The following is a 21,028-nucleotide window of genomic DNA, read 5'->3' as shown; positions in this document are numbered from 1 at the left end:
GTTTGCCAAAAGTGACCCGCTGTAAGAGCGAAACCATAGGCGGCCGTTACCTAAATAATGGATATGTACCCCGAACAAAAACCTCAGCGCACCAAGCTCAAATCCACCCGCCCATCACGCACCGGCGGACACCAGTAATACCCCCCAGTCAACGGCTTGCTAATGCGATACAACCCATCAACAATCCCATCCTCAAGCCCACTCATCCGCCGCAGTTGGGCTTCAAACGCATCAAACGAATGCCCAAACGCCAGGAACATCAACCCCGCCTGACCATTCTCGGCCCATGGCATCGACCGCCGCACCACAAACGCCTCCGGGGTAAAACTCTCCTGAGCCGTACGCTTGGTGTGCGCCGACTCCGGCGCGTCCTCCAGCTCCTCGTTATCACCATGGCGCCGACCAATAATGTGGTCCCGCTCCAGAGCCGGCAACGCCGCAAACCCATCCAGATCATGCTGCCACTGCTGGATCGCCGCAAAACTCGCACCACCCTGCGCCACCGCAGCCTCCACCGCCGCATCATCATGCGGATTCTCAGTGCCATCCTCATAGTCGGTCAGGTCAAACCCGGTCTTGTAGCGAAACCCCTCGGTCATCTGCACCAGACCAAACCCCGGCGCCAGGGCCTTCTCGAACGCCCGGCTGCGCAACAGCAACTCACCGCGATCCACACCGTGCAACCAGACCCACAGCGCCTGCTGGGTCGACGGATTCTCCGCCCCCGGCCCGCTCACATGAGGGAACGCCCGCAACCCGTCAATCCGGGCGCCAAGGGCATTGACCAGCGGCTCACCAAAACCGACCACCGCACTGGCGTCCACCAACTGCACCAGCGCATCCAGTGCGGCAGGCACGGCATCCAGCGACTCAATGGCAAAAAACAGATGGCGTGCCTGCAACGGCACCGGTGCGGCAAGAATGCCCGGCTGGTACTGACTCATGTGAACTCCTTCAAGAAAGCCGCGCAGTTTACCCGGCGAGCTCACGGTTGTGCTCAAGGTTTTCCAAGGTTCGCGGGTTAATGCGTCTAGCCCTTGCCACACGGGCCGTTGATGGGTGAATCTCTAGTCACGTTTTGCAACCATTCCAGGGGTAGCGACATGACCACCGACAACCTGCTCGCCCAGCTGTTTCCCACTGCCGCCGAGATTCCCGAGCAATTCCGGCTCGCGGCGCCCATCGAACAACGTGATTACCTGGTCGGCGGCCAGTTGCATGTGTGGAACGGCCCTTTGGCCGAAGTGCGCAGCCCGGTGCAGTTGCGCGGCACCGACGGTGACACGCCGGTGATCATCGGCAGCACCCCGCTGCTGGACGCCGACACCGCCTTGACCGCCCTCGACGCTGCCGTGGCCGCCTACGACCGTGGCCAGGGCGCGTGGCCGACCATGCGCGTGGTGGATCGCATCCAGCATGTCGAAGCGTTTTTGCGGCGTATGCGCGAACAGCGTGACGCAGTGGTCAAGCTGCTGATGTGGGAGATTGGCAAGAACCTCAAGGACTCGCAGAAAGAGTTCGACCGCACTTGCGACTACATCACCGACACCATCAATGCCCTCAAGGAACTCGACCGTCGCTCCAGCCGCTTCGAGCTGGAACAGGACACCCTGGGGCAGATCCGCCGGGTGCCGCTGGGCGTGGCACTGTGCATGGGCCCCTACAACTACCCGCTGAACGAGACCTTCACCACGCTGATCCCGGCGCTGATCATGGGCAACACCGTGGTGTTCAAGCCGGCCAAGCTCGGCGTGCTGCTGATTCGCCCGTTGCTGGAGGCGTTCCGCGACAGCTTCCCGGCCGGCGTGATCAACGTGATCTACGGTAGCGGTCGCGAGACGGTCAGCGCGCTGATGGCCAGCGGCAAGATCGATATCTTTGCGTTTATCGGCACCAACAAGGCCGCCAGCGATTTGAAGAAACTGCACCCGAAACCGCACCGGCTACGCGCGGCGTTGGGTCTGGATGCAAAGAATCCCGGGATCGTACTGCCGCAGGTCGACCTGGACAATGCGGTCAACGAAGCTGTCACCGGTTCGCTCTCGTTCAACGGCCAGCGTTGCACCGCGTTGAAGATCCTGTTTGTGCATGAGGATGTGGTCGACAGCTTTATCGAGAAATTCAACCGCAAGCTGGCGACCCTCAAGCCTGGCATGCCGTGGGAAGACGGTGTGTCGCTGACGCCACTGCCCGAGCAGGGCAAGGTGGATTACCTCGGCGGCCTGGTGACCGACGCACTGGCCCATGGCGCCAAGGTGGTGAACGAGAATGGCGGCGCCAGCCGTGGCTCGTTTTTCTACCCGGCGGTGCTGTACCCGGTGAACCCGCAGATGCGCGTGTACCACGAGGAGCAGTTCGGCCCGGTGGTGCCGATCGTGCCTTACCGCGACCTGGAGACGGTGATCGACTACGTGCTGGAGTCGGACTTCGGCCAGCAACTGAGTATCTTCGGCACCAGCCCGAGGGAAGTCGGGCGCCTGGTGGACGCGTTCGCCAACCAGGTGGGCCGGATCAACATCAATGCCCAGTGCCAGCGCGGGCCGGACAGTTTCCCGTTCAACGGGCGCAAGAACTCGGCCGAGGGCACGCTGTCGGTACATGATGCGTTGCGGGTGTTTTCGATCCGTACCCTGGTGGCGACCAAGTTCCAGGCGAGCAACAAGGAACTGGTCAGTGACATCCTGCAGGAACGCACGTCGAGCTTTCTGACCACTGACTATATTTTCTGAGCCCGACACCGATCTAAAAATGTGGGAGCGGGCTTGCTCGCGAAAGCGGTGGTTCAGTCGCCGGATGTATTGACTGACACGCCGCCTTCGCGAGCAAGCCCGCTCCCACATTGGAACTGAGTGAAGCCTGAACAACGAGGTTACCCTGATACCAATGAATCTCCCTCTCTTCGCCCGCCGCTTGCTGCGTCCGTTGCTGGACCCGTACCGGCGCTACCGTCACGCCAAGTTGATCCACGCGGTGCGGGTTTCCATTGGGTTGCTCGCAACGATCCTGCTCACCACCGGCATCAACCTGCCCCATGGTGAGTGGGCCTCGGTGACGATGCTGATCGTGATCGGCGGTTTGCAGCACCACGGCAATATCGGCAAGAAAGCCGTCGAGCGCGCCTACGGCACGTTGATCGGCGCCAGCGTCGGTTTGCTGCTGGTGCTGCAACAGGCGTATCTGGGGCAGCCACTTTTGACCTATTTGCTGATGTCGGTGGTGTGCGGGTTCTTTTCCTATCACGCCATCGGCAAGGGCGGATACATCGCGTTGCTGTCGGCCATCACCGTATTTATCGTTGCGGGCCATGGCGATAATCCGATATCGGACGGGTTGTGGCGCACGGTCGACATCCTGATCGGCATCGTCCTGGCCCTGGCGTTTTCCTTCGCCCTGCCGCTGTATGCGGTGTATTCCTGGCGCTACAACCTGGCCAGTGCCTTGCGCGATTGCGCGGCGATTTATAGCCGGATCATCAGCGGCCAATCGGTCACCGATGATGAACACCTCAAGCTGCTGAATCGCCTGAACGCCGCGATGCTGCAACTACGCTCGCTGATGCCATCGGTCTCCAAGGAAGTGCGGATTTCCATGACCGAGCTGGACACCCTGCAGCGGCATTTGCGGATGTGCATCAGCACCCTGGAGATCCTCGGCAACACCCGCCCCGACCCACGGGACAAGGAAGTCCTGGCGCGCATGCAGGTGGCGTTGAAAGCCGAGCACCGGCAGATTCGGGTGCAGTTGATCGGGATGGCGCGGGCGTTGCAATCCGGGGCCACCGACCGGCTGGAACGTCCGAGCACCACGCCGACCCACGAACAGACCTTTGAAGTGCCGGTGGTCAACGCGTTGGACGGTTACCGGTTATTGACCCTGCAACTGGCAGCCAATATTGACGCCATGCGCCAGCGCCTGGCCAAGAGCGCCAGCCACTGGAAAATCTGATCAGCCCCGGTGCAGCGCCTGTATCAACAGCTGCTGCAACGCCTGTAACCGGGGCGCGGGGCTGTCCTCGGCAAAGCGCAACACGTTCGCCACTTCGGGCAGCGGCATCCGCTGGTCGAAGGGGCGATACACTTCCACGCGCTTGTCGAGATGGTCACTGCTGAGCAGGCCGATGCCCAACCCGGCGGCGATGGCCGATACCACACCCTCCACCGACCCGCATTCCACCACCACCTGCCAGCGAATGCCCAAGGCGCTCAGGCGTTCCTGGGCCAGTTGCCGGTAAAAACAGCCGGGGCCGAAGGTGATCAGCCGCACGCATTCGTCAGGCGCAGGCTGCCAGCCTGGCCGGGCGCACCAGTGCACCTGTTCGGTCCACAGCAATTGGTCCCGCGCTTCGATACGCGGGATGAAATCCTGGTGCAGCGCCAGGTCCAGCTCACGGTCCACCAGGGCCTGGCGAAGCACGTGGCTCTGCTCCACCACAATTCGCACATCCAGTTGGCGGTGTTGCCGGGAAAACTGGCCGAGCAAGTTCGACAACTCGGCCATCGGCACCTGTTCGGTGGCGCCCAGGCGGATGGAGCCTTGTAACTGCACCGGATTGAAATGCGCCAGCGCTGCATCGTGGGCCTCGATGATGCGCCGGGCGTGGACGAGCAACTGCGCGCCATCATCACTGGCCACCAGGCGCTGGCCCTCGCGCTGGATCAACGGCCGCTCGAGTTGTTTCTCCAGGCGCTTGATCTTCCAGCTGACCGCCGACTGGCTGAGGTTCAAACGCTCGGCCGCCCGGGTGACACTACCGGTTTCGACCACAGTTTGCAGGGCACGCAGCACATCGATGGGCAGTCGCTGGTTCATGATCAGACCTATGACAAAAACAGGATTAGCAGAGAGTAAGTTGTCATTGGCGTCATGACCAGTCGGGCTTTAGGGTAAAGCCTTAATCAACCGCGAGGACCTGTCATGACTGCCCTGCTTAACGAAACCGCACTGATCAACGGTTGGCGCATCGCCACTGGCCGCCATGGCGAGGGGCTGCCGGTGCTGTTGCTGCACGGCACACCCGCCCATTCCATCATCTGGCGCAGGGTGGTGCCGCGTCTGACTGCCGCCGGCATGCAGGTCCATTTGTTTGACCTGTTGGGTTTCGGCGCTTCGGAGCGTCCACTCCAGGGGGATACTTCGGTGGCAGTGCAAAGCCGCTTGATCGGCGATTTGCTGGACCACTGGGGGCTCGAGCGTGTGCACCTGGTGGGCCATGACATCGGCGGCGTCAACGCGCTGCTGTTTGCCCTTGACCACCCGCAGCGGGTGCACTCATTGACGGTCGCCGACGCCCCCAGCTATGACTCGTGGCCATCGCCCACTTGGCGCGGGATTCATCAGCGGTTTGCCGAACATGCACGCATGGCACCGGATGAACACCGCGCGTTGATGATCCGACAACTGGCCATGGCGGTGTTCGACAAGAGCGTGATGCAGGGCGCGCTGCTGGAGGAATACCTGGCGCCGATCAGTGGCGTGATCGGTCAGCCAGCGTTCTACCAGCATCAGGTGGCGCATTACGACTCGCGGTATACCGCCGATTTTGCGCAGCGCCTGCCGGGCATGGATTTGCCGGTGCAGATTTTATGGGGCGCTGAAGATGAATGGCAGCCGCTGGCTTATGCACATCGCCTGCGAAACGACATCCGTGGGGCCGTGCTGCAGGTGGTGCAAAACGCCGGGCACTTTCTGATGGAGGATGCGCCGGAACGGGTGAGTGAGTACCTTGTAGACTTTATCGGCCAGGTTCACAGTAAACGCTGACTGCCATTTGTCGGGATTACACAAGCCAATAGACTTCACACTTTCTCTTACATATTTTTCACGTTTTATTCACATCCAGAGACGTAGGGTAAAGCCTCATCCGTTACAAACGTTGTAGTTAAAAACCCGCCGCCCCAGCGGGTTTTTTTTGCCCGGAATTTGAGTGGGCACACGGTTTCTGGAGAGAGGAGTCGAAGCAAACCGGCTCATTGCGAGCCGGTCTTGATGGGTCAACGAGCCACCTTGTTGACAGGCGACGCCGCTTGCTCACGTATCGCGCGCTGGGTATCGAGCACCCGCGCCAGGGCCGTTTCGGCTTCAGGACTTTGCTGCGGCACACGAATCGCCGCCGACACCAGGGTAATCAACTTGGCCATGACCTCGGCATCCGTGGCCGGGCGTCCCAGGCTCATGGAGTTCATCAGCAAACGCAGCTCGGTACCGGCCATCACCCCGGAGATCGCCTTGAGGGCAAATTGCAGGCGTACCCCCAGCTCGTTGCGCGGCAAGTCCGGAAGCGCCAGTGCGAAGGCTTCGAAGAAGCGCTGGAACACCGGCTGGTAATGCACCTTGAGGTATTCCTGGATAAACGGCGACGTGTCGCTGTACACCCGCCCCAGGAACCGGATGAATGAACGCCCTTCCCCGCTGGCCGGGTCGCTGCGTTCCAGGCCCATGGCCGGGGCGAACAGCACCCCGAGCAAGGTGTCGCAATCCAGCGGGCCGTCGGATTCGGCTTCGCACCGGGCGAGCAACTCCAGGCGCTGCTCGTTGAGCGGCTCCAGGCGCTGCATCAGCAGGGTTTTCATCAGGGAGTCCTTGTCCCCGAAGTGGTAATTCACCGCAGCGAGATTGACCTGGGCCCTCTCGGTTATCTGCCGCAACAAAACAGCGTCATAGCCGTATTTGATGAAAAGAGCCTCTGTCGCATCCAGCAATCGGGTCTTGGTAACGTTTGGAGCGCTGAGTTTCTTCGCGACCATAGGGATTGGGGTTCCACTGCGGAAATATTGTTTTAAAAATTAATTTGATTTTTTATACCGGGGCCGCTGCCTGAAAGCAAGTAGTGACACAGCGCCATACTATTCAAAGCCAACAGCAACGGGCTCATTGAGGGTAGCTGATGGATTTTTTCAGCGCCGGAAACGTCCCTTTGAAGAATCGTTTCAAAGGGTAAAACCGCTCTATATCCATGGCTGGCGGAACGGCTGGATCGCGGTTAGTATTCAAACAATATTTTAAAAACAAGAAATAAAACCAGTCCGTGACGTGTACCAGGCAGCTCCTGAACTTGTTACAAGGATTTTCGGGGGAAGCACGGCGCTGTCGAGGCTGCAGGCGTAGTCATGATGACAGATACCCCCGCGCACCCAGGCTTTATCTCCTTGCAAGGCATCGGCAAAAGCTATCAGCTGGCCGGTCAACACCTGTCGATTCTCAATGATGTATGCCTGGCCATCGAAACCGGTGACAGCTGCGGCATCCTCGGTGCCTCCGGCTCCGGCAAAAGTACCCTGCTCAATATTCTCGGCCTGCTGGATTTGCCCGACTGCGGCCAGTACCGCTTTGCCGGCCATGACATCTTCAGCGCCAGCCCCGATCAACTGGCGGCGATCCGCAATCAGCAGATCGGTTTCGTCTTCCAGAGTTTCAACCTGCTGCCACGCCTCAGTGCCCTGGACAACGTCGCCCTGCCCCTGAGCTACCGCGGCGTGTCACGCCACGACTCGGTGGAACAGGCCCTGCGCATGCTCGACCAGGTGGGCCTGGCCGAGCGCGCCCACCATCGCCCGGCCGACCTTTCCGGCGGCCAGCGCCAACGGGTCGCCATCGCCCGGGCATTGGTCGGCAACCCGTCGGTGATCCTCGCCGACGAACCCACCGGCAACCTCGACAGCACCACCGCCCAGGAGATCATGGACCTGTTGCTGGCGCTCAACCGCGAGCAGCAGGTGACGCTGATCATCGTCACCCACGACCCGCACATTGCCGAACGCCTGAATCGCAAGATCCTGGTGCGCAATGGCGTGGTGCAAGAGGCCGGGCGCCTATGAGCCTGCGGGTCGAACAAAGCCTGAGCCAATTGCTGCACGAGGCGTTTGTCAGCCTGCGCACCCTGGGCAAGCGCTCGATCCTGGCCTTGCTGGGCATCGTCATCGGCAGTTCCTCGGTGGTGGCGCTGATCAATATCGGGCACAACGCCGCCGAAGACGCGGCGATGATTTTCAAGGACATGGGCACCGACACCCTGGTGGCGCAATTCCCGCCCAGGGGTGCCAGCACTGCGCAAATGCCCGCCAGCCTGGACCTGGAAGCCGTGCGCCGCAGCGTTCCAGGCATTGCCCATATCGGTGCGGTCTCGCTGTTCAGCGGGCCAGTGGTGTTCCATGGCCGTACCTGGAACGCAAGCCTCGTCGGCAGTACGCCGGACCTCAAGGATGCCATGCGCCTGTCGGTGCGCGACGGGCGCTTCCTGTCGAGTTTCGATGCTGGGGAAACCTATGCGGTCGTCGGTGACCAGGTCGTCCAGGCCTTGAGCGTGCCCGGCGACCCGCTGCAACTGGGCGACCGGGTACGTATCAACGATTACCTGTTCCTGATCGTGGGCATTCTGCACAGCCAGCCCCGGGCAATGCTGATTCCCGTACAGGCCAACGAATCGCTGTTCGTCCCCGCCCCGGGCATGCGCCGGATCTACGCCAGCCCGCAAATCGGCAACGTGATCATCCGTGCCACCCCCGGCCAGGATATGGAACGCCTCGCCCAGGACTCAGCCGTGGCACTGCGAGCCCAGCTCTCCGACCACGATGTCGACATTCAGGTGCCCCAGCAAATGATCGATGGCATGACCCGCCAAAGCCGGACCTTCGCCTACCTGCTGCTGGCCCTGGGCGCGATCTCCCTGGTGGGCGGCGGCGTCGGCGTGATGAACGTGATGCTGATGAACGTCTCGGAGCGGCGCCGGGAAATCGGGATTCGCATGGCCCTCGGGGCGCGCCAGCGCGACATTCGCAACCTGTTCCTGCTGGAAGCCGTGACCCTGACCGCCGTGGGTGCGGTATGCGGCGCGGTACTGGGCATGACCGCCGCGTACCTGTATGCCAGGCTGTCCGGCTGGCAGTTTTCCCTGGCGGTGGCCGCGCTGCCGCTCGGGGTCGGCAGCACGTTGCTGGTGGGGCTGTTTTTCGGGATCTATCCGGCGGTGTCGGCCTCGCGGCTGCAGCCGGTGGAGGCCCTGCGCGATGAATAAACGCCTGCTGTTGTTGACCGCCTTGGTAAGCCTGCACAGCGTGGCCGCCGACGTGGTGATTCGCCCCTCCGCGCCCAGTACCACCCGCAGTGGCTATGAACGCAGCGTGTCGCTGAATGCCCAGTCCACCACCCTGACCCTGGGGGATGCGGTGTACCTGGGCCTGCGCAACAACCCGGCGATTCGCAGCGCGTACCTGCAACGGGTGGCGCAGAAATTCGACCTGCGGGTAGCTGAAGACACGTTCAACCCCAAGCTGACCCTGAACAGCTACTACCGCACGACTAAAGGCACTGAAGACAGCTCCCGCAACGCTAACCTCGCGCCTAATGCCACCTTGCTCGGTGAGTACGGCACGCGCCTGAGCATGAACTGGACCCAACAACTGAACAACGCCGATCGCGCCGGACGCTACCGCAGCGACGGCCTCGACCTGTCACTGATCCAACCGCTGATGCGCGGTGCCGGCTGGGACGCCACCACCGCCCCGCTGCGCCTGTCACGCCTGTCGGAACAGGCCAACCGCCTGAACCTCAAGGCCAACGTGGCGCAAACCATCAGCAACATCATCGCCACCTACCGCGAGTTGCTGCGGGCCCAGGAACAACTGAGCATCGTGCAGGACGCCCTCAAGCGCTCCGGCACCTTGCTTGAAGTGAACAAGGCACTGATCAGTGCCGGGCGCATGGCCGAGTTCGAGATTGTGCAGACCGAAGCCGATATCGCCACCCAGCAACTGGGGGTGGAAGAAGCCCAGAACCAACTGGACACCAGCCGCCTGGCCCTGCTGCGCCTGCTGGCCCTCGACCTGTCGACACCGATCCGCGCCACCGAGGCCCTTGAAGCCAGGCCCATGGACATCGATAAACGCCAGGCTTTCGTGCTGGCGCAGAACCAGCAGCCGGAATACCTCGCCACCCTGCTCGGCAGCCAGCAGGCCGACCTCAACCTGGTGATCGCCAAGGACTCCGGCCGCTGGCAAGTGGACCTGGTGGCCGGTGCCAACCAGATTCGGGCCGCCACCAATGACGATAACGGCTACAACAGCAACCGGCGCTGGGACAGCTACGCGGGCGTGCAGGTGCAGATTCCCATCGGCGACATCAGCACTCGCCAGGCCGAGGTGCACGCGCGGGTCGATGTGGAAAACCAGGAGATCATCATCGCCGACGCCCGCCAGCAACTGGAGCGCGACGTCAACGATGTGGTGCGCGACCTGGGCACTCGCTGGCGCCAGTATGAAATTTCCCAGCGGGCGGTAGAGTTGTCCAAGCGCAAGATCGAAATCGAACGGGAAAAACTCAGCGCCGGGCGCTCCACGAACTTCCAGGTATTGAGTTTCGAAACCGACCTGCGCAACGCCGAGAACTCGCGGCTCAATGCGCTGATTGCCTATTTGAACGCCCAGACTCAGCTCGACTTGACCTTGGGCATGACGCTGGAAAGTTGGGAAATCGCCCTCAATGACTACTAATAAGAAGCGCCTGTTGGGCGCCGTGTTGATTGTGCTGGTGGCTGGCGTCGGCATCTCGCTGCTCAGCCGTCAAAGCCCGGCCGCCAACCAGCCCGGCAACGCCGAGCAGTGGCTGGCGGTGAAGGTCGACCCGCTGGTGCATCAGATCGGCCTGGTGGGCAAGATCGAGCCTGACACCACCATCACCCTCACCGCGCCGTTCGACGGTAATGTGCAGGCCAACCTGGTGGAACAGGGCCAGCGGGTCGAGGCCGGGCAGGTGCTGCTACGCATGGACCCGGCCACCCTCGAAGTGCAACTGCGCGACGCCCTCTCCGCCCAGCTCAAGGCCCGGCGCACGGTGCAGGAAATGCAGGACTGGGACAGCGGCCAGCAAGTCGGGCGCGCCCGCCGCACCCTGCGCACTGCCGAAATGACCGCCAGCAACACCCAGCGCAAACTCACCGAAAGCGAAAACCTGTTCAAGCGCGGCATCATCCCGCGCAACGAACTCGACGACCTGAAACAACAGGCCACCCAGCAACAACTCGACCTGACGGCCGCCCGCGCTGAGCTGCAACAGGCCGTTGAACAAGGCAAGGGCGAATACCGGCAGATCGCCGATATGGAGCTGACCAACGCCACCGTGAAATATGAAGCCCTGCGCACCCTGCTAGATGGCAAGGAAGTCAAGGCCCCGTTCTCCGGCATTGTGGTGCCGGCGCCGGGCAGTAATTCATCGACCCAGGGCGGCGGGGGCAATAACGCGCCGGTGCAGGCCGGGAGCAAGGTCAGCCAGGGCCAGGTGCTGTTTGGACTGGCGAATATCGAGAAACTGAAAATCGTCGCCAAGGTGTCGGAGCTGGACATCAACCAGTTGCACCAAGGGCAGGCGGTGGAGGTGATGGGCGACGGGTTTGATGGGGAACGGCTGACGGGATCGGTCAGCGTGGTCAGTGGCTTGGCGATTGCCAGCGACAGCCAGGGTAGCGCGCAGTTTCCGGTGACCCTGTCGATTCCCAAGCTGACCCCGCGACAGTTGCAGCGGGTAAGGTTGGGGATGAGTGCGCGGTTGACCATTGTGACCTACAACAATGACCAGGCGATTGTCGTACCGGCCCAGGCGATCAGTCGCGGGGATGGGGTGATGACGGTGGAATATCGGGCAGCGATGGATAAACCGGTGGAGCGGGTGACGGTGACCACCGGGCAGTCGACGGCCCAGGGGGTTGAAGTGTTTGGGTTGAAGCCTGGGTTTGTGAAGGTCGGTCCATGAACCCGACCTGTAGGAGCTGGCTTGCCTGCGATAGCAATCTCTCAGTTGATAAAGATGCAGCTGACCCACCGCTATCGCAGTCAAGCCAGCTCCCACATTAGATTCAGAGGTGTGCCAACCTCGCGGCCAGCGCCTTGGCCTGAATCGCGACATCCGTCACTGCGGTACTTTCCCACCACATCCCGCGCAACGGCGGGCCCATGGCAAACAGCCGCCGGCTGACATTCCCGTGGGCATCCAGCACCGCCCCCGACACATCCGCCGCAATCCCCAACGCCAACGGCCCGGGCTGAATCAGCCCGCGCTTGAGCAACTGCCGGGGCAACGGCCGGGCCACGCGCCGCCAGTCATATTCAATCCCGCTGGAGTTGATCAGCGCTGCCCCCGACACCTGCACCACATCCTGCTCTCCACGATGACGCAGGCGGATCGTCACCTCACCTTGCGAAGGCACCAGCCCCTTGTACGAAGCCGCCCGGATCCGCAGCCGCCCTTCCCCATGCAACCGCGCCACCAACTCGGCACTCAACGGCGGCGAACGGTGGTGGTGGCTTTCCCACCAGGGCCGCACATGCCGCACGAACTGACGTTTCTCGCCCTCGCTGGCCTGGCTCCACAACCGCCCGATGTTGGCACGCACGGTGTCCAGCGGCGCTTGCCAGTCAATCCCCTGCACCAGCGCGAGCCGGCATTGGCGTCGCACCTCCCGCAGCAATTGCCGGGGGCTGCGCAGGCTGTGGTCTTCTCCCAGGAAGTCGACCCAGGCCGGCGGCTGCCGACGGACATGGGGCAACAGGCCGTGGCGCGAAAAAATCTCGATGGGCCCGCGATGGCCGGCCTGTTCCAGGGACACCACGGCGTCCACCATGGTCAGCCCGGAACCGATGATCAGCACGGTGGATTGCGGGTCCAGTTGGGTCATGGCCGATACATCCCACGGGTCGACGGCAGCGGCATTCAAGCCGCTGGATTCGGTCTGTGGCGTGCGTGCCGCCGGGAACATGCCGGTGGCCAATACCGCACAGGCACCGCGCAGTTGCTGGCCGTCGCTCAAGGTCAGCCGTGTGGCGTGTTCATCCACCTCAAGGTCTGTCACCTCGGCGCGAATGTGCTCGACGGTCGACGCGGAAATCGCCTTGGCCTCGGCCAGCCGCTGCTGCGCGTACAGGCCAAAAATCCCGCGGGGCGGAAACAGTTCGCTGATGGGCACGTGCTGCTGGTCCGACTCGGGCCAGCCGCCGCCGGCGATGTAGGCGGTCAGCCACTGGGTCAGGTCATCGGCGTTGTCCGGGTCGACGCTCATGCGCGCGGCGTTGCCGTTCAAGGTGTGCCCAAGCTCTACCGCACTGTAGGCCTCGCCGCGCCCCAGTTCCTGGCGCGGCTCGATCACCAGGATCTGCCGCGTGCCCGGCAGGCGCAGCAACTGCACCGCCAGCATCGTCCCGCTCAGGCCGCCGCCGACAATCAGCACATCGGCGTTGCGAATGGCGCTCGTCGCCTGTCCGCGTTCGGTTTCACTCATGAAATTGCGCCCTTACTGTCTGCCTGAATGGTTGTGGTAAAAATCGCCCCGTGCAGTATCCAGCACATTCACCCGGGACGCCTAGTTCAGCCCGACTGCGGGAAGCCCAGGCTCTGGCCGCTAATCAGCCATTGCTCCAGCACCGTCGCCAGGCCGCCTTGCCAATGGGTGCTTTCCCCGCTCCACAATTCGGTCTTGCCCGAAGGCTGCCACCAGCGACAGAGCCGTTGTGAGGTGTCCACAGGGTCGATCCGTCGCACCATCGCCAACGTCTGGAACCCAGGGACATACGCGTGGGTAGGCCGGATGCGCCACACTTGTTGCTGCAGGGCAGCGGGCTCGAGGTCATCCGCCAGGGTCAGGATCTGGCCACCGATCACCTGGGCGGCCAGGGCCAGCAGCAATAGGCCGGGTTCGAAGGCACCGCTGAGGGCCAGCCGCGACTGCTCGGTAAAGCCCTGCTGACGCAAGCCATCAGCCAGGCGCTCGACATCCCGCAACGCATCGATCCACCGCCAGGCATACCACTGGCCGTCACGTTTGTGGCGCAGGGCGCTGTGCAACGGGGTCACTTGTGCCCAATGGCGCAACTGCGCCAACGCCTCGGGCAACACCGTGACCCGTTCGGCGGGCCATTCCACATCCAGCGCAAGTTCAAGTTCATGCACGCTCATAGGGTGATGCTCCTATTGGTGAAACAAGCATGCGGTGGTCCGCTGGCCGGATTTATGTGGGCGGCGGTGGGACGGCTCGACTCGCTCGCGAAAACGGTGCTTCAGGCAACATCAATGCTGAATGTCAGTCCGCATTCGCGAGCAAGCCCGCTCCCACATTTGTTTTATGTACACCCGACAAATCACGATAGCTGGCCCCCGGATGGTTGTCCGCCAACCGCGCGCCGTCCCCAAACAATTTCTCCCGCAGGGTGCCCTGGGCATATTCGGTCTTGTACACGCCGCGCTTCTGCAACTCCGGCACCAGTAACTCGACCGCGTCGATAAAGGTCTCGTGGGTCAGTGCATAGGCCAGGTTGAAGCCGTCCACATCGGTCTCTTCAACCCATTCCTGCAACAGATCGGCCACGGTTTCCGGGCCGCCGACGAACAGCGGGCCGAAGCCGCCGATGCCGACCCAGTCTGCCAGTTCATTCGGGGTCCAGACCTTGTTCGGGTCGGCAGTGGAGAAGGCTTCCACCGCCGATTGAATGGCGTTGGTATGCACATGCTTGAGGGGTTCATCGGGCTTGAACTGGCTGAAGTCGATGCCGGTCCAGCCGGAGATCAGGGCCATCGCGCCTTCGTAGCTGACATAGGATTTGTATTCGTCGAACTTGGCCTTGGCCTTGGCATCGGTCTCGCCAACGATAACCGTCTGCAAGTTGAAGATCAGGATTTTCTTCGGGTCACGCCCCGCCTCGGCCGCACGGCGGCGGATATCGGCAACGGTTTTCTTCAGCAGCACTTTCGACGGTGCGGCAACGAACACGCATTCGGCCTGTTCGGCGGCGAACTGTTTGCCACGGCTCGACGCCCCGGCCTGGTACAGCACCGGCGTGCGTTGTGGCGACGGTTCGCACAGGTGAATGCCGGGCACCTGAAAGTGTTTGCCGACGTGGCGGATCTCGTGGATCTTGCTCGGATCGCTGAAGATCCGCCGTTCGCGGTCGCGCAACACCGCGCCCTCTTCCCAGCTGCCTTCCCAGAGCTTGTAGCAAACCTCCAGGTATTCCTCGGCGTAGTCGTAGCGCGCATCGTGTTCGGTCTGGGCTTTCTGGCCGAGGTTCTTCGCGCCGCTTTCCAGGTACGAGGTGACGATGTTCCAGCCGACGCGGCCCTTGGTCAGGTGGTCGAGGGTGGAAAGGCGCCGGGCGAACGGGTACGGGTGTTCGAAGGACAGTGAAGCGGTGAGGCCAAAACCCAGGTGTTCGGTGACCAGCGCCATGGGTGCGATCAGCGACAGCGGGTCGTTGACCGGCACCTGGGTCGCCTGGCGAATCGCTGCGTCACCGTTGCCGTTATAGACGTCGTAGATGCCCAACACGTCGGCGATGAACAGGCCGTCGAACTTGCCGCGCTCGAGAATTTTTGCCAGGTCGGTCCAGTATTCCAGGTCCTTGTACTGCCATGAGCGGTCACGCGGGTGGGCCCACAGGCCCGGCGACTGGTGGCCGACACAGTTCATGTCGAAAGCATTCAAACGGATTTCACGAGGCATTAAACGTTACTCCGGGGGGCGACACCGTTGAGGTGGTAGTTGCCGACAATCTGGTATTTCCAGCGCAGGGGATCATCAAGGGTCGGCGGCAGCGCAGTACGCTGGCCAGTGAGTTCGAATTCGGCGTTGCTGACAGCGATGAGGGCCTCGGCAGCCGCTATCTGGGCTTCTGTGAGGGCCACCGGGCCTGGGTGGGTTTCGGCACGTTCAAACAAAGCAGCCGCTACCTCCACGCGAATCTGCAAATCGCCAAAGCGGCTGATCACGTAGGGGTCATCACTTTTCTCGACAAAGCGCCGGGTGCTTTCCAGCAGTTGGCGCGCCTGATTCAGTGCGGTCATGGATGCAACTCCTCAGTTCCAGGCATGGCGTGCGGGCTTGACGCCGTTGAGCACGAAGTTGCCGATCAGGTGGTATTTCCAGCGGGCCGGGTCGTGCAGGGTGTGGGTACGTGCGTTGCGCCAGAAGCGGTCGAGGTTGTGCTTGCCGGACACCGAGCGGGTGCCGGCCAGTTCGAAGAGTTTGCTGCTGGCGAGCAAGGCGGTTTCCGCCGACAGCACTTTGGCCTGGGCGACGACCAACGAGGCATTGGCCACGGTGTCTTCGTTGGGGTTGGCCAGGGCCTGGTCGACGGCAATGCCGGCCTTGGCGAGGATCGCTTCGGTGCCGTGGACCCGCCATTCCAGGTCGCCGATGGCGGCGATGGTGAACGGGTCTTGCCAGCCGTGATCCTGCTGGCTGTCGATCCAGGGCCGGGCCTGGCGTGCATGAATCTTGGCTTGTTCCAGGGCCCCGAGGGCGATGCCGGTGTCGACGGCCGCCTGGATGATCTGCGAAATCGGGCCGTTGGCGGTGGGTTGGTCGAAGGCCTGGTGCGCGGGGATCACCGCACTCAGCGGCACCTTCACACCGTCGAGGGTCACGCCGCCGCTGGCGGTGGTGCGCTGGCCGAAGCCGTCCCAGCTGTCGATCACTTGCAGGCCCGGCGCGTCCCGTTCGACAAAGGCGATGAACGCCTGGTCTTTTTCGTTGACGCCCACCGTCGGCACGATATGGGCGAACAGTGCGCCGGTGCAGTAGAACTTCTCGCCGTTGATGAACGCACTGTCGCCGTCAAAGCGCACTTGTGTGTCAAACGTGCCGGCGTTCTTGCTCTTGGCTTCGGAGAAGGCATTGCCGAACCGATAGCCCTGCAGGACCTTGGCGAAGTAGTGCTGCTTTTGCTCCTCGCTGGCGGTTTGCAGGAGGATGTCGACGACGCCCAGGTGGTTCTGCGGAATCTGCCCCAGGGACGGGTCGGCGGCGGAGATCAGCTTGATCACCTCGGCCACCGTCACATAGGACACTCCCGCGCCGCCGTAGGCCTTGGGAATGGTGATGCCCCACAGGCCACTGGCAGAGAATTCGTCCAGCTCGGCCACCGGCAGGCGTCGCTCGCGGTCGCGCACGCCGGCGTCCACGGCAAAACGCTTGGCCAACTCGGTGGCAACCGCAATGGCCTCGGCGTCCGAACGGATGATGTGGGCAGGTTGTAGGGGTTGGGCTGACATGGGCCGACTCCAGGCTCCAGAGAGATACTGGAGTGATTGCAGGAGTCGTGCCCGAATGCAATGTGCAATGAAATCAGCGGGTTGCCGGTATATCAGGGAAATCGTTGGCGGGTCAAAACAGCAAAGTGTCCAACCACTGTTGCGCTGCCAACAGTTGATCATCCGGGAGCAAGGCCCCGTGGTGGCTTTCAATACCGGCGACACTGACTTCGGTATTGAAAGCCAACTCACTACCACTCAGGCATCGGCAGGACGGTCGTCCACGATATAAAAACTATGGTCAGAAAGGCGCTCGTCATGTCCATCTTGACGCACGCCATATTTTGCCTCCACCACCTCACGGCGGAAGACAATACCGTTCACAACATCTTTGTATTGGTGCTCCAGCGACTTTACCTCGATGTGACCAAACAGCAAGCCGTTCCCCCTGACCGTCCACCTGATTGTTTGCCCAATGGCCAGTCCCGGATACGCGGGAATAATGATCGAGGCTTGCCCACCCTGCATCTCGGGATAATTCACATGGTTCCCGTGAGAGGGATTAATGCGTGGACGGGGAAGCAAGTCACTACTCTTGATGTGCTTTGAGTCTTGCGCTGTCATCAGTGTGCTCTCCATTTAGTGAAGCCAACTGCCCCTTCCGCCCGCGCTCCGATTGAGCCAGTTCTCTGAGCAGTAACTCCCACACTAGATTCAATCCAACGCTGATGTAAGCTGTGAAATCTGACAGTTGACAACACTCAAAGCCAAGAGTCTTAAATCACCACGTTGCGCACAAACCGCACCGCCACGTCGCCGTCATTGCGATAGGCGTGAAGGTAGCGGCTGGCGAACATCAGGAACTCACCGGTGGCGACGTTTTTTTCCTCATCCCCCAGCACCAGCGTCAGGGTGCCTTCGAACACAAACAACTGCACGCTCCAACCCTCGGGGTCCGGTTCAGGCATGTAGCGATCGCCGGGCTCCAGGCGCATCTCCCATAGTTCCACCTCGCGACGCGCGGTGGCCTTGGCCAGCAGCACGGCTTTGCTGCCGGGGATGTCACCGGCCCAGGCCAGTTCGTTGATACGGCTGTGATCAGCGGCATCCGGGGCCTGGATCAAGTCGCTGAAGGCCACGTCCAGGGCTTCGGCCACCCGGTCGAGGGTCGACAGGCTGACGTTTTTCTCCCCCGCCTCGATTGCCACCAGCATGCGCCGGCTGACGCCGGATTTTTCGGACAGCGCCGTCTGGCTCAACTCAGCCGCATGGCGCAGGCGCCGAACGTTCTGGCTGACGTGTTGCAGGACCGAGGCCCGTTGCGGATTTTCTTTGTGCACTATATTGCTCACAGGGTGGGGTTGCGCAGTATACTGCCCAGCTTGCGGCGCATTGTGCGGTCCGCGCCCTTCCTGTGCAAGACCGAGCCGCCATGACCACCTCCCCATTGTTTTCCCGTTTCAGCAAAGCCGAATGTGTATTGGTGGTGATCACCATGTTTTGGGGCGGCACCTTTTTGCTGGTGCAGCACGCCATGGCGGTCAGCGGCCCGATGTTTTTCGTCGGCCTGCGTTTTGCTGCGGCGGCGCTCATCGTCGGGGCGTTCTCATTCCGCAGCCTGCGGAACCTGACGCTGTTTGAATTGAAGGCTGGCTGCTTTATCGGTGTGGCGATCATGTTCGGCTACGGTTTGCAGACCATTGGCTTGCAGACGATCCTGAGCAGCCAGTCGGCATTTATTACTGCGCTGTATGTGCCATTCGTGCCGCTGCTGCAATGGCTGGTACTGGGACGGCGGCCGGGGTTGATGCCGAGCATCGGCATCATGCTCGCGTTTACCGGGCTGATGCTGCTGACCGGCCCGGCCGGGGCATCATTGAATTTCAGCCCCGGTGAAATCGCCACGTTGATCGGTGCGGTAGCAATTGCCGCCGAGATCATCCTGATCAGCGCCTTTGCCGGGCAGGTGGATGTACGCCGGGTAACGGTGGTGCAACTGGCCACGGCGTCGGTGCTGTCGTTCCTGATGGTGGTGCCGATGGGCGAGGCGCTGCCGGGGTTTTCCTGGTTGCTGCTGTTCAGCGCGGTGGGCCTGGGGCTGACCAGCGCGGTGATTCAGGTGGCGATGAACTGGGCGCAGAAAAGCGTCTCGCCGACTCGCGCCACGCTGATTTATGCCGGGGAGCCGGTGTGGGCCGGCGTAGTCGGGCGGATTGCCGGGGAGCGCTTCCCGCCGATTGCCATGGTGGGCGCGGCGTTGATCGTGGCGGCGGTGATTGTCAGTGAGATGAAAACCCGCCGGCAGCGGCTCGCCGAGCCCCAGGCCGAACTGGAACATGAAAACCAGGGTTAAGCGGCCTCAGAGGCGCAACTCACCGTCCAGGTTGATGGCCTGCAGGAACGCCTCGTCATGGGACACCACGATCAGCGCGCCCTGGTACTGATTGAGCATTTGCTCCAGGGCAATCCGGCTGGGCAAGTCCAGATGGTTGTCGGGTTCGTCCAGCAACAACAATTGCGGCGGATGCTCGGCGTAGAGCTGTGCGGCCAGGGCAATTTTCAGACGCTCGCCGCCGCTCAGTTGGCGCGTATCGAGGACCGCCCGGTCGGCATCGATGCCCATTTGCGCCAGCCGGGTACGCGCTTCGCTTTCCGCCAGTAGCGGATTACTTTCGTAAAGCCATTGCACCGCCGTGCGCTCGGGGTGCTCCAGCCCGGCGTGTTGGTCCAGCCAGCCGATATGGCAACTGCGCGCCAACTCACCGGCAGCCACCGGCAACTGGCCGGCAATCACCCGCAGCAGGGTCGACTTGCCACTGCCATTGGCTCCCAGGATCGCCATGCGCATCGGGCCGGTCAGGGTGAGATTGATCGGTGCGCGGCTGCCAAACGGCAGCACCACCTCGTTGAGTTGCAACACCAGCTTGCCCTGGGGCACCACGCTTTCCGGCGACAGCATCATGCGCTGGATCTCGGGCGCACACCGCGCACGCGCCTCGGCGATCCGCTGCTGTTGCTGCTCACGCGCCAGCTGCTGATTGAGGCGCAACTTGCCCTGGCTGTTTTCACTGCGCTCTTTCTGGGCGTTGGTGATCAGTTTGGTCTGGTTGCCATCCCGGGCCTGGCGGTCGCCCCGGGCATTGCGGCGCTGCTGACGCTCCATCTGGATAACCGCTTCACGCTGCTCACGTTTGGCGTGCGCGCGCTCCCCCTGCAACGCCGACTGGAACGCCTGCTGCTCTTGCTCCCATGTCGCCGCATAGTGGCTGTAATTACCGCCGTACACCGCCAAGCCCTTGGGCGACAGTTCGACAATCTCGTCCATGTGCTCCAGCAACCCGCGATCATGGCTGATCAGCACCAGGCCGCCGGACCAGCGATCAATCTGCTGGGCAAGCTTGTGCTGCTGATCGATGTCCAGGTGGTTGCTGGGCTCATCGAGGATCAACCAGTCTGCCCTCGACAACCAGGCGCCCAGCAAAGCGACGCGCTGGCGTTCGCCGCCACTGAGGGCCGCGGTTGGCGAGTCGGCAGTCAAGTGCCCCAGGCCGATTTGCTCCAGGGCCGCCGCCAGTCGAGGCGCGCAATCCCATTGATCAACGGCCAGTGCATGGTCCTGTTCGTCCACGCTGCCCTCGGCGATGCGCGCCAACGCCGCCAGCACTTGGTCGACACCCGCCAGCGCCGCCACGCTGGGATAGTGTTCGGGCTCCAGCAGTTGCGTCACCGCGTACACACTGCCCTCACGGCGCACATGCCCGCGGGTGGGCTGCAGGGTGCCGGCGAGCATTGCGCCCAGTAAGGACTTGCCAGTCCCGTTGGCCCCCACGAGGCCGGTCGCCCGGGCGCTGAAGGCATGGTTCAGGTTGTCGAACAGGCTGCGTCCATCCGGCAGGCTGCAGGCGACATGGTCAAGGTGGAGCAATCGCTGGGTCATCACACGTCCTTATGCAACAGGCTGAAAAAAACCTTTGAACAGCATACCTGTCCTGGATACGGGCATTGAAACAATGCCAAACAGCCT

At 62.3% G+C, this 21,028-nt stretch carries 19 protein-coding genes; 8 read left to right on the top strand and 11 right to left on the bottom strand.

The genetic code is table 11. The features are described 5' to 3' along the window. Positions 1 to 83 precede the first annotated feature (83 nt). Positions 84 to 944, bottom strand: coding sequence for a Dyp-type peroxidase (locus HX801_RS30110; protein WP_102369500.1), 861 nt, complete (start codon positions 942 to 944; stop codon positions 84 to 86). A 159-nt stretch (positions 945 to 1,103) separates the two neighbouring features. Here HX801_RS30110 and HX801_RS30105 point away from each other — a divergent pair, with 159 nt between their 5' ends. Both HX801_RS30105 and HX801_RS30100 read left to right on the top strand, forming a co-directional pair. Further along, on the top strand, positions 1,104 to 2,729 hold the full coding sequence (locus HX801_RS30105) for an NADP-dependent glyceraldehyde-3-phosphate dehydrogenase (RefSeq protein ID WP_102369501.1): 1,626 nt from the start codon (positions 1,104 to 1,106) through the stop codon (positions 2,727 to 2,729). Between the two features lie 154 nt (positions 2,730 to 2,883). Further along, positions 2,884 to 3,945 (top strand): FUSC family protein, encoded by a 1,062-nt coding sequence (locus HX801_RS30100; RefSeq protein ID WP_177023304.1) that lies wholly within the window; start codon positions 2,884 to 2,886, stop codon positions 3,943 to 3,945. Here the strand turns inward: HX801_RS30100 and HX801_RS30095 are convergent, their stop codons facing one another. Further along, positions 3,946 to 4,809, bottom strand: a complete 864-nt coding sequence (locus HX801_RS30095) for a LysR family transcriptional regulator (RefSeq protein WP_087694807.1) — start codon at positions 4,807 to 4,809, stop codon at positions 3,946 to 3,948. Between the two features lie 105 nt (positions 4,810 to 4,914). On the opposite strand from HX801_RS30095, the gene HX801_RS30090 reads away from it, so the two are divergent. Continuing rightward, positions 4,915 to 5,760: an alpha/beta fold hydrolase gene (locus HX801_RS30090; protein WP_177023303.1), complete on the top strand. Its 846-nt coding sequence runs from the start codon at positions 4,915 to 4,917 to the stop codon at positions 5,758 to 5,760. A gap of 230 nt (positions 5,761 to 5,990) precedes the next feature. Here HX801_RS30090 and HX801_RS30085 read toward each other — a convergent pair whose 3' ends face one another. Then, the gene (locus HX801_RS30085) at positions 5,991 to 6,743 is read right to left on the bottom strand and encodes a TetR/AcrR family transcriptional regulator (protein ID WP_003211721.1); all 753 of its coding nucleotides are present in this window, start codon (positions 6,741 to 6,743) and stop codon (positions 5,991 to 5,993) included. A gap of 363 nt (positions 6,744 to 7,106) precedes the next feature. Here HX801_RS30085 and HX801_RS30080 point away from each other — a divergent pair, with 363 nt between their 5' ends. The 4 genes from HX801_RS30080 to HX801_RS30065 are packed head-to-tail and all read left to right on the top strand — an operon-like array spanning position 7,107 to position 11,739. Then, positions 7,107 to 7,814, top strand: a complete 708-nt coding sequence (locus HX801_RS30080) for an ABC transporter ATP-binding protein (RefSeq protein WP_023658970.1) — start codon at positions 7,107 to 7,109, stop codon at positions 7,812 to 7,814. Continuing rightward, positions 7,811 to 9,010 carry an ABC transporter permease gene (locus HX801_RS30075; protein ID WP_102605525.1) on the top strand — a complete coding sequence of 400 codons (1,200 nt, stop codon included), beginning with the start codon at positions 7,811 to 7,813 and terminating at the stop codon, positions 9,008 to 9,010. The genes HX801_RS30080 and HX801_RS30075 overlap by 4 nt, the downstream gene beginning before the upstream one ends. Next, positions 9,003 to 10,484, top strand: coding sequence for a TolC family protein (locus tag HX801_RS30070; protein ID WP_008432459.1), 1,482 nt, complete (start codon positions 9,003 to 9,005; stop codon positions 10,482 to 10,484). Before HX801_RS30075 ends, HX801_RS30070 begins: the two co-directional genes overlap by 8 nt. Then, positions 10,474 to 11,739, top strand: coding sequence for an efflux RND transporter periplasmic adaptor subunit (locus tag HX801_RS30065; protein WP_177023302.1), 1,266 nt, complete (start codon positions 10,474 to 10,476; stop codon positions 11,737 to 11,739). Before HX801_RS30070 ends, HX801_RS30065 begins: the two co-directional genes overlap by 11 nt. A gap of 103 nt (positions 11,740 to 11,842) precedes the next feature. On the opposite strand, the gene HX801_RS30060 is transcribed toward HX801_RS30065, so the two are convergent. The 7 genes from HX801_RS30060 to HX801_RS30030 form a co-directional block, all read right to left on the bottom strand. Continuing rightward, positions 11,843 to 13,261: an FAD/NAD(P)-binding protein gene (locus HX801_RS30060; protein ID WP_177023301.1), complete on the bottom strand. Its 1,419-nt coding sequence runs from the start codon at positions 13,259 to 13,261 to the stop codon at positions 11,843 to 11,845. Between the two features lie 86 nt (positions 13,262 to 13,347). Then, positions 13,348 to 13,935, bottom strand: coding sequence for an AMP-binding protein (locus tag HX801_RS30055; protein ID WP_102605521.1), 588 nt, complete (start codon positions 13,933 to 13,935; stop codon positions 13,348 to 13,350). Positions 13,936 to 14,059: 124 nt separating this feature from the next. Continuing rightward, positions 14,060 to 15,475: an LLM class flavin-dependent oxidoreductase gene (locus HX801_RS30050; RefSeq protein ID WP_003211735.1), complete on the bottom strand. Its 1,416-nt coding sequence runs from the start codon at positions 15,473 to 15,475 to the stop codon at positions 14,060 to 14,062. Next, positions 15,475 to 15,816, bottom strand: a complete 342-nt coding sequence (locus tag HX801_RS30045; protein WP_003211737.1) for a hypothetical protein — start codon at positions 15,814 to 15,816, stop codon at positions 15,475 to 15,477. The genes HX801_RS30050 and HX801_RS30045 overlap by 1 nt, the downstream gene beginning before the upstream one ends. Before the next feature lie 12 nt (positions 15,817 to 15,828). Beyond that, a complete protein-coding gene (locus HX801_RS30040) occupies positions 15,829 to 17,025 on the bottom strand; it encodes an SfnB family sulfur acquisition oxidoreductase (protein WP_177023300.1) in 1,197 nt (398 codons plus the stop codon). A 237-nt stretch (positions 17,026 to 17,262) separates the two neighbouring features. After that, on the bottom strand, positions 17,263 to 17,628 hold the full coding sequence (locus tag HX801_RS30035; protein ID WP_134326982.1) for a hypothetical protein: 366 nt from the start codon (positions 17,626 to 17,628) through the stop codon (positions 17,263 to 17,265). 152 nt (positions 17,629 to 17,780) lie between these two features. Further along, positions 17,781 to 18,344: a helix-turn-helix domain-containing protein gene (locus tag HX801_RS30030; RefSeq protein WP_003211741.1), complete on the bottom strand. Its 564-nt coding sequence runs from the start codon at positions 18,342 to 18,344 to the stop codon at positions 17,781 to 17,783. Positions 18,345 to 18,436: 92 nt separating this feature from the next. On the opposite strand from HX801_RS30030, the gene HX801_RS30025 reads away from it, so the two are divergent. Next, the gene (locus tag HX801_RS30025; RefSeq protein ID WP_008432448.1) at positions 18,437 to 19,357 is read left to right on the top strand and encodes a DMT family transporter; all 921 of its coding nucleotides are present in this window, start codon (positions 18,437 to 18,439) and stop codon (positions 19,355 to 19,357) included. Between the two features lie 6 nt (positions 19,358 to 19,363). Here the strand turns inward: HX801_RS30025 and HX801_RS30020 are convergent, their stop codons facing one another. Beyond that, positions 19,364 to 20,941: an ABC-F family ATP-binding cassette domain-containing protein gene (locus HX801_RS30020; protein ID WP_177023299.1), complete on the bottom strand. Its 1,578-nt coding sequence runs from the start codon at positions 20,939 to 20,941 to the stop codon at positions 19,364 to 19,366. Positions 20,942 to 21,028 lie beyond the last annotated feature (87 nt).

The sequence above is a fragment of the Pseudomonas sp. G1002 genome (genome assembly GCF_013385455.1).
Lineage (GTDB): Bacteria > Pseudomonadota > Gammaproteobacteria > Pseudomonadales > Pseudomonadaceae > Aquipseudomonas.
Note: the sequence above shows the minus strand (reverse complement) of the source record. Positions and strands in the feature narration are given on the sequence as shown.